We start from the raw sequence: 8,472 nt of genomic DNA, 5'->3' as shown, positions 1-8,472 counted from the left end.
ATGCTGACACCCGAATCCACCTCCCCCCAACCCGGCCAAATCCTCGCCCGAGGGGTCTGCCGCCATATGCGCGCCCATGACTTTGTGACCGTCGAAGAGCTCGTCCCCACAAGCGGCCTGCGGGTGGATGTGATGGGGCTGGGGCCGAAGGGTGAGGTTTGGGTGATCGAGTGCAAATCAAGCCGCGCGGATTACATGTCAGACCACAAATGGCAGGGCTATCTGGAGTGGTGTGACCGGTTTTTCTGGGCCGTCGATGCCGATTTCCCGACGGAGCTTCTGCCTCAGGAGACCGGGTTGATCATCGCAGATGGCTACGGCGGTGAGATCATCCGGATGGGGCCGGAAAGCAAGCTTCCAGCGGCGCGGCGCAAGATGATGGTGCAAAAATTCGCCCGTCACGCGGCGCTACGCCTGCAAAGCTTCCGTGACCCTCGGCCAAGCGGGCTTATTCAGGGGTAACACAGCTTATTGAATTGCCGAAAGTAACCGCGCCCTAGCGCGATTTGCCCGCGACCATTGCAGCGGCCCGTTGCGCGGCGCCCTTCAATTCTTCAGCGATTTCCAGCGCTTCTTCGGGGTCAAAATCCATCGGCAGGTCTATCCCGTCACCGATCACATAAAGCCGCACCATGCCTTGATCGGTGGGGCCGATCTGGATGTTGGCGACGACGTTGCTTTCGCTGTTGATGCCCATGTGTGGCTCCTTGGCTGGATGAGCGGAGGAGCTACCCCGCCAAGCCCTTGCAATCAAGGGGGGTAAGTGCTTGCTTTTGGAAAATGAGCGTGGGGGAGGGCCCGGTTTGAGCGATGATATCGAGGCGCTGCGCGGGTTTTCGCGCTTTTACACCCAGCGTTTGGGGCTTTTGGGGCAAAGCTACCTTGGCTCCGGCCTTGGGGTCACAGAGGTGCGCGTGCTTTGGGAGTTGGCCAATGGCGATGCGGCTCCGGCGCGCGAAATGGCGCAGCGTTTGGGGCTGGACGAGGGCTATATGTCTCGCCTTCTCAAGAGCTTCGAGAAGAAGGGCTGGATTGCCCGCACGCCCGACCCGCAAGATGCCCGCCGCCGTTTGCTTGCCCTCACCGCTGCGGGCCGGGCGCTGGCGGCGCGGTTTGACAGCGCTTCGCGGGAGGTTGTTGGCGCGGCGCTGGCCGATCTCAACCCCGATAACCGCGCCTTGCTCAATGATGGCCTGGCGCGTGTTCGCCAGGCCTTCGCGCCGCCACAAGCGATTGAGTTGAAAGGGCTTCAGCCGGGAGATGCGGGCTGGATCGTGGAGCGCCACGGCGCACTTTACGCCCGTGAAGAGGGCTATGACCAAACCTTTGAGGCGCTGGTGGCCGAGATCATGGCCGATTTCCTGCGCAACGCTGATCCTGCGCGCGAGCGCTGCTGGATTGCATGGGGCGATGGCCGCCGCTTGGGCTCGGTCTTTTGCGTTTCGCGCTCTGCCACAACCGCCCAATTGCGCCTGTTCTTCCTTGAACCCGAGGCGCGTGGCCTCGGCCTTGGGCGCAAGATGCTTGATGCCTGCCTCACCTTTGCCCGCGAAAAGGGCTACCGCGAGCTGGTGCTCTGGACCCACGAATCCCACGCCGCCGCCTGCCGTCTTTACGAGCGGGCGGGCTTTGAAAAGCTCGCCAGCCGCCCCGAGCGGGAGTTCGGCCAAAACACCGTGGTGATTGATTATCGGATCGACCTCTGAGACACTTGCAATCAACCGGGCCGCGGTTTAAACGGCCCCCCAGTGCCGCCTTAGCTCAGTAGGTTAGAGCGCTTGATTGTGGATCAAGAGGTCACCCGTTCGAACCGGGTAGGCGGTACCATCCCCCCCTGACAGACGTCGCGTTTGCAGCGCAGAGGCTCCTTTGCACCACCAGCAAAGGCACTTACTCTGCCGCCCCCCTGATCTGCACCTCTTGGCGCAGGGTGCCGCTATTGTTGTAAACAAGGAAGCGGCCATCATTGGTGACCACACCATACCAGCCTTGCCCGGCGGTCACGGCCCTTGCCTCAACCCCATCGGGCAGGGTGATTTCAGGCGGAAAACCGGGGCTTTGCGCTGATGAGAGCCGGATGATAAGCAGAGCGGCGATCACTGTAATCCCAGCGATCATCGTCAGCGTCAAACCCGTCACCAGCCGCTTGAGCCACTTAAGGTCAACCGGCATTTCGCCTTGTTCCGGAGCCGCCATGGCCAATGCCTCCCTCGTCACCTTCACCATAGCGGCTGACCCGCCGCCGCGCCTTGATAAGGCGCTTTCCCGCGATGTGCCAGAGAGCGCCTCGCTCAGCCGGTCGCGGCTTGTGCGGCTGATCGCGGAAGGCGCGGTGCGGGTGAACGGCGCCGAGGTAACAGATGCGCGGGCCAAGGTGGGTGAGGGCGATGCGGTGGAAATCACCGTGCCGATCGCCGCCGAGGTGGAAACGGTGGCCGAGGATATTCCGCTCGATATCGCCTATGAGGATGCGCATCTGGTTGTGGTCAATAAGACGGCAGGGATGGTGGTGCACCCGGCACCGGGCAGCCCGAGCGGCACGCTGGTCAACGCGCTGTTGCACCATTTCGGCGGGGAGCTTTCGGGGGTGGGCGGTGAAAAGCGGCCCGGCATCGTCCACCGGATTGATAAGGATACCAGTGGCTTGCTGGTGGTTGCCAAATCTGACGCGGCGCATCACGGGCTTGCTGCACAGTTTGAGGCCCACACCGCCCGGCGGCGCTACCTTGCGGTATGCTACGGCGTGCCCGATGCCGCAGACCCGCGCCTGCGCGGCGTGCGCGGCGCGCGGTTTGAGGGCGGCGGGGTGCTGCGGATCGCCACCATGCTCGCCCGGCACAAGACCGACCGGCAGCGCCAGGCGGTGTGCTTTACCGGCGGGCGCCACGCGGTGACGCGGGTGGAATTGCTGGAGCGCTTTGCCGAGGTCGCCTCCCTGGTGGAATGCCGCCTTGAAACTGGCCGCACCCACCAGATTCGCGCCCATATGGCGCATATCGGCCACGGGCTGATTGGCGATCCGGTTTACGGCGGGCGGCGCAAGATCTCGGAAAAGATCCTTGGGGCAGAGGCCGCGGCGGAGGCAAAGGGCTTTCCCCGCCAAGCACTCCACGCCGCCACGCTGGGCTTTGCCCACCCGGTCAGCGGCGAAGAGATGGATTTCACCGCCCCTCTGCCACAGGATATGGAGCAGCTCATCGCCGCCCTCAGAGGCTAGGCGCTGAGTGCATGTGATGTGCGCCCCCGGTTGGCCTGTAAGGGCGGGCGAAAAGGGCAGGGCCTTCGTGCAATACCATATGGCGCACGTCCCGGCCGAAATTTTAAAATTGCGCAACCGGGGCGAGGAGAGCGGGCCAGTGGCAAGCTTCAGGGTGATTTCTGTTTCCCCCGCGTGACCCTGCTGTAAAATGGTGGTTGGTGACGCACTTGAACCATTCGGTTTAGTGCATATATCCAATCTGTGTTGAGGGCAGCCCCTCACCAGGCCGTTGAAATAAAGTGAAAAGGGACCCGCATGAGCAACTATACAAGACTCCCGGCCCCCTCTCCCGAGCAGGGCCTCAACCGATACCTTCAGGAGATTCGGACCTTTCCGATGCTGGAGCCGGAGGAGGAGTATATGCTCGCCAAGCGCTGGGTTGAGGATGAAGACAGCTCCTCGGCGCATAAACTGGTGACCTCGCACCTGCGCCTCGCCGCCAAAATCGCCATGGGCTATCGCGGCTACGGGTTGCCACAGGCTGAGGTGATCTCAGAGGCCAATGTGGGCCTGATGCAGGCGGTCAAGCGCTTTGATCCCGAAAAGGGCTTTCGCCTTGCGACCTATGCGATGTGGTGGATTCGCGCGTCGATCCAGGAATATATCCTGCGGTCCTGGAGCCTTGTGAAGCTGGGCACCACGAGCGCCCAGAAGAAGCTTTTCTTCAACCTGCGCAAAGCCAAACGCAAGATTGGTGCGCTGGAAGAGGGCGATCTGCGCCCCGAAAACGTGAAGCGCATCGCAACCGAGCTCAGCGTGACCGAGGATGAGGTTATCTCGATGAACCGGCGGATGTCGGGCGGGGATGCTTCGCTCAACGCGACGGTTGGCTCAGACGAAGATGGCAGCGCCCAATGGCAGGATTGGCTGGAAGACGAAGGCGCCAACCAGGCCGAGGATTACGCCCGCGACAATGAGTTGCAGGTGCGTCGTGAGTTGCTGGTTTCGGCCATGGATGTGCTGAACGATCGTGAGAAAGACATCCTGATGCAGCGCCGCCTCAAGGACCGGCCTGTCACGCTGGAGGAGCTTTCTGGCCAGTATGATGTGAGCCGTGAGCGTATCCGCCAGATCGAGGTGCGCGCCTTTGAAAAGCTGCAAACCCGGATGCAGGAGCTGGCGCGTGACAAGGGGCTGATGCCAACGGGCGAAGACGCCTGATCGCCAAGTTGCCATTGATCCCGAAGGGGGAGGCAGCTAGACCCTGTCTCGAGCCGAAGGGGGCACGCGCGTGAAATTGCACGAGACTTTCATCAAACCCATGCACCGGGAAGGATACCGCTTTGTTGGTATTTTTGCCGCTATAACGCTGGTGCTTTTCTTTATCTGGGCACCGTTGGGCTGGCTTGGCGTTGTTCTGACCATCTGGTGCTATTATTTCTTCCGCGATCCGGTGCGCCATGTGCCAGAGGGCGATACGCTGGTCGTCAGCCCTGCCGATGGCATTGTGAGCCTGATCGAAATGGCCGCACCGCCGCCCGAGCTTGGGCTTGGCGACACACCGCGCCTGCGGGTGAGTGTTTTCATGTCGGTCTTTAATTGCCACGTGAACCGATCGCCGGTGCCGGGGCTTGTGAAAACAATGGCTTACAAGCCGGGCAAGTTCCTGTCGGCTGAGCTTGATAAAGCCTCTGACGAGAATGAACGCAACTCGCTGCTGATCGAAATGGCCGATGGGCGCGAGCTTGTTGTCACCCAAATCGCCGGGCTGGTGGCGCGCCGTATTGTGCCGCTCACCGCCGAGGGCGTTACACTGAAGCGTGGCGAGCGGTTTGGTCTGATCCGCTTTGGCTCTCGCCTGGATACCTACCTGCCCGATGGGGTGGAGCCGCTGGTTGCGGTGGGTCAGGCGATGATCGCCGGGGAAACCGTGCTGGCTGATCTTGCCAACAGCACCCGCCGTGGAGCGCGCGCCGACTGATATGCCGCGCGTCCCCCGCATAAAGCCGCGCCATTCCCGGCGCCTGCTGCTGGTTCAACTTTTGCCCAACCTTGTCACCATCGGCGCGATCTGTGCCGGGCTCACTTCGGTGCGGTTTGTGCTGGCGGATCGCTTTGGCATGGCGGTGGCGCTGATCGTTCTGGCGGCCATTCTGGATGGGCTCGACGGGCCTTTGGCGCGGATGCTCAAATCGGAAAGCGCGATTGGCGCAGAACTCGACAGCCTTGCCGATTTTCTCAACTTCGGCGTTGCTCCGGGGGTGTTTTTATACATCTGGGCGCTGGATGAGGCGCGCAATTTTGGCTGGATTGCGGTGCTGGTTTACGCGGTTTGCTCGGTGCTGCGCCTGGCGCGGTTCAATGTGTCCTCCCGCGAGGGGGGAGCAGACGGCGAGATTGACCTGTTGGACGATGACCCACCAAGCAAAAAAGACGTTTTCACCGGCGTCCCTTCGCCGGGCGGGGCCCTGTTGGCGCTCTTGCCTTTCACGCTGTCACATAGTCTTGGCAATGTGACGCTACCACCGGAAATGATTGCCGTGTGGCTGATTGTTGTGGGCCTGTTGATGATTTCGCAGATACCGACGCCGTCGTTCAAATCCATGCGGGTTGAGCGAGAGATGGTGCGGTATCTGATGGTGGGCTTGGTGGCCTTTGTGGCTATCGCGTTCACCTGGCCCTGGATTGTGTTGTCATGTGTGCAGTTTTTGTACCTGGCCATCATTGCGGTGGTCGCCTATCGTGCTCGCGGCGAAAGAGGATCTGATGGAACTTAACGCAGTTTCAAGTACTTATAAACGGTGGGCCCCGGTCTATGACAAGACCTTCGGGGCCGTTACCAACGCCGGGCGCAGGCGGGCGACGGGCTATGTCAGCGCCCGTGGCGGCAGCGTTCTGGAGGTGGGGGTTGGCACCGGATTGGCCCTCCCGCTTTACGGTGACGGGGTTGAGGTGACGGGGATTGATTATTCCCCCGAGATGCTCGCCAAGGCGCAGGAACGGGTGGCCGAAGAGAAGCTGGAGCGGGTCAAGGAGCTGCGCCAGATGGATGCCCGTGAGCTGGATTTCCCCGATGCGAGCTTTGACAATGTTTGCGCCATGCACGTGCTTTCGGTGGTGCCTGAGCCTGAGCGTGTGATGCGTGAAATTGCCCGCGTGGTGAAGCCCGGTGGCAAGGTGCTGATCGTCAACCATTTCGCCCGCGACAAGGGCGTTTTGGCAATGTTGGAGCGGGTTGCGGCACCGCTTGAATCCAGGCTTGGCTGGCACTCCGATTTCCCGATTTCGCGGGTGATGGGCGCGCCCGGCTTGGTGGAGCTTGAGCGCGACAAGCTGCCGCCGATGGGCATGATGACCTTCCTGCTGCTGGAAAAGCAGGGCTAACTTGCGCCGCTCCCGGCGCGGCGTTAGCGTTGGCGCTAACAGCCATCCGGGAGAGCAGATATGACAGACCAACCGCTGCGCTGGGGCATTCTTGGGGCCGCCAATTTCGCCCTTGAGCAGATGGGCCGCGCGATCCATGCCGCCGAGGGGGCCGAGCTTGTGGCGCTGGCCACCTCATCGGCGCAAAAGGCCGCGCCCTTTCAGGCTTTTTGCCCGTCGCTGCGGGTGCATGACAGCTATGAAGCCCTGCTGGACGACCCCGAGATTGACGCGGTTTACATCCCGCTGCCCAACCATTTGCATGTGGAATGGACGCTGAAGGCGATGGACGCGGGCAAGCATGTGCTTACCGAAAAACCGATTGCCCTGAGCGCCGATGACATCGACCAACTTATTGAAAAGCGGGATCAAACCGGGCTTCTGGCGGCGGAAGCCTATATGATTGTGCATCACCCCCAATGGCACCGTGCCAAGGAGATGCTGGAGAGCGGGGCGATTGGCAAGTTGATGCATGTGGAAGGGGTGTTTACCTACAATAACCCGGATGCCGACAATTTCCGCAACCAGCCGGAAAAGGGCGGCGGCGGCATTCCGGATATTGGCGTTTACACCTATGGCAGCACCCGCTGGATGACGGGCGAGGAGCCGCTGGAGATCACCCATGCGGACCTCACCTTTGAAAACGGCGTGGATGTGGTGGCGCGGGTATCGGCACGGTTCCCGAGCTTCACCGCCCATTGGCTCAATTCGATGCGGATGCACCCGATTCAAACCATGGTTTTCATCGGCGATCAGGGGATCATCAGGATGACCGCGCCATTCAATCCCAATGTCTTTGATATTGGGGAAATCGAGCTGCATCAGGATGGTTTGGGCAGGCGGATAGAGCGGTTTCCGCGCATTAACCAATACGTTGAGCAGGTGCAAAACTTTGGCCGCACGGTGCGCGAGGGCGTGGACTATCCGTGGACGCTGGAAAACGCCAGGGGCACGCAGGCGGTGATTGATGCGGTGTTTGCCAAGGGCAGGGAGGGCTGAGATGGCCGAACGCGATGACAAAAATTTTGAGGGCAGGATGCACGGCCCGCAGGATGAGCCGGATGACGATAACCTGTTGATGCGGCTTCTTTTTATGGTGCTTATCTGGATCATGGTCCAGATCGGATATGCGGTGCTGGGTGTGATGACGGTGGTGCAGTTTGTGCTGATGGCCATCAACAAGGGTGAGCCGAACCCGCGGCTGGCGGAGTTTGGCGAAAGCCTTGGGATCTGGATGGCCAAGGCCGCGCGCTATCTGACCGCCGCCAGTGACGTGAAGCCATGGCCCTGGACCGAGCTGGATTAAGGCCGCGCGTTAACCAAGGTGCCGCTCAGGCGAGGTAATCTGCCTCGCTCACCTGCTCCAGCCACGCCACGGTGGTGCCGTTTTCGGCTTCGTGGACCGCGACATGCACCATGGCGTGATCGGCTTGTGCGCCGTGCCAATGGCGCTCACCCGGCTCAAACCACACTTTGTCACCCGGCCGGATCGCCTGCTTTTCTCCGCCGTCACGCTGCACCCAGCCAAGGCCAGCCGTGACGATGATCAACTGCCCGCGCGGATGGGTGTGCCAAGCGGTGCGCGCTCCCGGTGCAAAGCTCACGATCGCGGCCCCCGCAGCGGCCCCGGCCTCGGGGCTATGCGCATTGTCGAGCCGCACATCGCCGATGAAGTAATCGGCAGAGCCTTTTGCGGTTGGCTGATCTTCGGCCCGTGTGATCTTCATTTTAGGCTCCAATGGTTGTTGAAGGGTAAATAGGGCGGCGGCTGCGGGTTTCACCCTGCGTCCGGCGGGTCCGTTCGGCTTTGACCCTCGCCCATGGGAGAGGCATTATGCAAGGACCGAAGA

12 protein-coding genes and 1 tRNA gene are annotated in these 8,472 nt (G+C 61.4%); 10 read left to right on the top strand and 3 right to left on the bottom strand.

The features are described 5' to 3' along the window. Entirely contained in the window at positions 1-462 is a 462-nt protein-coding gene (locus P1U55_RS13025) for an MmcB family DNA repair protein (protein ID WP_301048052.1), read from the top strand. Positions 463-496: 34 nt separating this feature from the next. Here P1U55_RS13025 and P1U55_RS13020 read toward each other — a convergent pair whose 3' ends face one another. Further along, positions 497-697, bottom strand: coding sequence for a DUF6324 family protein (locus P1U55_RS13020; protein WP_301048051.1), 201 nt, complete (start codon positions 695-697; stop codon positions 497-499). Between the two features lie 106 nt (positions 698-803). On the opposite strand from P1U55_RS13020, the gene P1U55_RS15880 reads away from it, so the two are divergent. Together P1U55_RS15880 and P1U55_RS13005 are read left to right on the top strand one after the other, a co-directional pair. Beyond that, entirely contained in the window at positions 804-1,706 is a 903-nt protein-coding gene (locus P1U55_RS15880; RefSeq protein ID WP_366943054.1) for a helix-turn-helix domain-containing GNAT family N-acetyltransferase, read from the top strand. A 44-nt stretch (positions 1,707-1,750) separates the two neighbouring features. Next, a tRNA-His gene (locus P1U55_RS13005) sits at positions 1,751-1,827 on the top strand. A gap of 63 nt (positions 1,828-1,890) precedes the next feature. Here P1U55_RS13005 and P1U55_RS13000 read toward each other — a convergent pair. Continuing rightward, complete coding sequence (locus tag P1U55_RS13000; protein ID WP_301048050.1) at positions 1,891-2,196, bottom strand: DUF6476 family protein; 306 nt, start codon at positions 2,194-2,196, stop codon at positions 1,891-1,893. Here P1U55_RS13000 and P1U55_RS12995 point away from each other — a divergent pair. The 7 genes from P1U55_RS12995 (at position 2,195) to P1U55_RS12965 (ending at position 7,928) form a co-directional block, all read left to right on the top strand. Continuing rightward, positions 2,195-3,217 (top strand): RluA family pseudouridine synthase, encoded by a 1,023-nt coding sequence (locus P1U55_RS12995; RefSeq protein WP_301048049.1) that lies wholly within the window; start codon positions 2,195-2,197, stop codon positions 3,215-3,217. The genes P1U55_RS13000 and P1U55_RS12995 overlap by 2 nt on opposite strands. A gap of 297 nt (positions 3,218-3,514) precedes the next feature. Next, a complete protein-coding gene (rpoH, locus tag P1U55_RS12990) occupies positions 3,515-4,420 on the top strand; it encodes an RNA polymerase sigma factor RpoH (RefSeq protein WP_301048048.1) in 906 nt (301 codons plus the stop codon). Between the two features lie 70 nt (positions 4,421-4,490). Next, positions 4,491-5,180: a phosphatidylserine decarboxylase gene (locus tag P1U55_RS12985; protein ID WP_301048047.1), complete on the top strand. Its 690-nt coding sequence runs from the start codon at positions 4,491-4,493 to the stop codon at positions 5,178-5,180. Positions 5,181-5,241: 61 nt separating this feature from the next. Next, the gene (locus P1U55_RS12980) at positions 5,242-5,976 is read left to right on the top strand and encodes a phosphatidylcholine/phosphatidylserine synthase (RefSeq protein WP_301048046.1); all 735 of its coding nucleotides are present in this window, start codon (positions 5,242-5,244) and stop codon (positions 5,974-5,976) included. Beyond that, complete coding sequence (locus tag P1U55_RS12975) at positions 5,966-6,583, top strand: class I SAM-dependent methyltransferase (RefSeq protein WP_301048045.1); 618 nt, start codon at positions 5,966-5,968, stop codon at positions 6,581-6,583. The genes P1U55_RS12980 and P1U55_RS12975 overlap by 11 nt, the downstream gene beginning before the upstream one ends. Positions 6,584-6,643: 60 nt before the next feature. Then, positions 6,644-7,621: a Gfo/Idh/MocA family oxidoreductase gene (locus P1U55_RS12970; protein ID WP_301048044.1), complete on the top strand. Its 978-nt coding sequence runs from the start codon at positions 6,644-6,646 to the stop codon at positions 7,619-7,621. A 1-nt stretch (position 7,622) separates the two neighbouring features. Continuing rightward, positions 7,623-7,928, top strand: a complete 306-nt coding sequence (locus P1U55_RS12965) for a DUF4389 domain-containing protein (protein ID WP_301048043.1) — start codon at positions 7,623-7,625, stop codon at positions 7,926-7,928. Positions 7,929-7,953: 25 nt separating this feature from the next. Here the strand turns inward: P1U55_RS12965 and P1U55_RS12960 are convergent, their stop codons facing one another. Then, complete coding sequence (locus P1U55_RS12960) at positions 7,954-8,349, bottom strand: cupin domain-containing protein (protein ID WP_301048042.1); 396 nt, start codon at positions 8,347-8,349, stop codon at positions 7,954-7,956. Between the last annotated feature and the right edge of the window lie 123 nt (positions 8,350-8,472).

The sequence above is a fragment of the Vannielia sp. genome, from assembly GCF_029212645.1.
Lineage (GTDB): Bacteria > Pseudomonadota > Alphaproteobacteria > Rhodobacterales > Rhodobacteraceae > Vannielia.
This window is presented reverse-complemented; position numbering and strand designations above follow the sequence as displayed.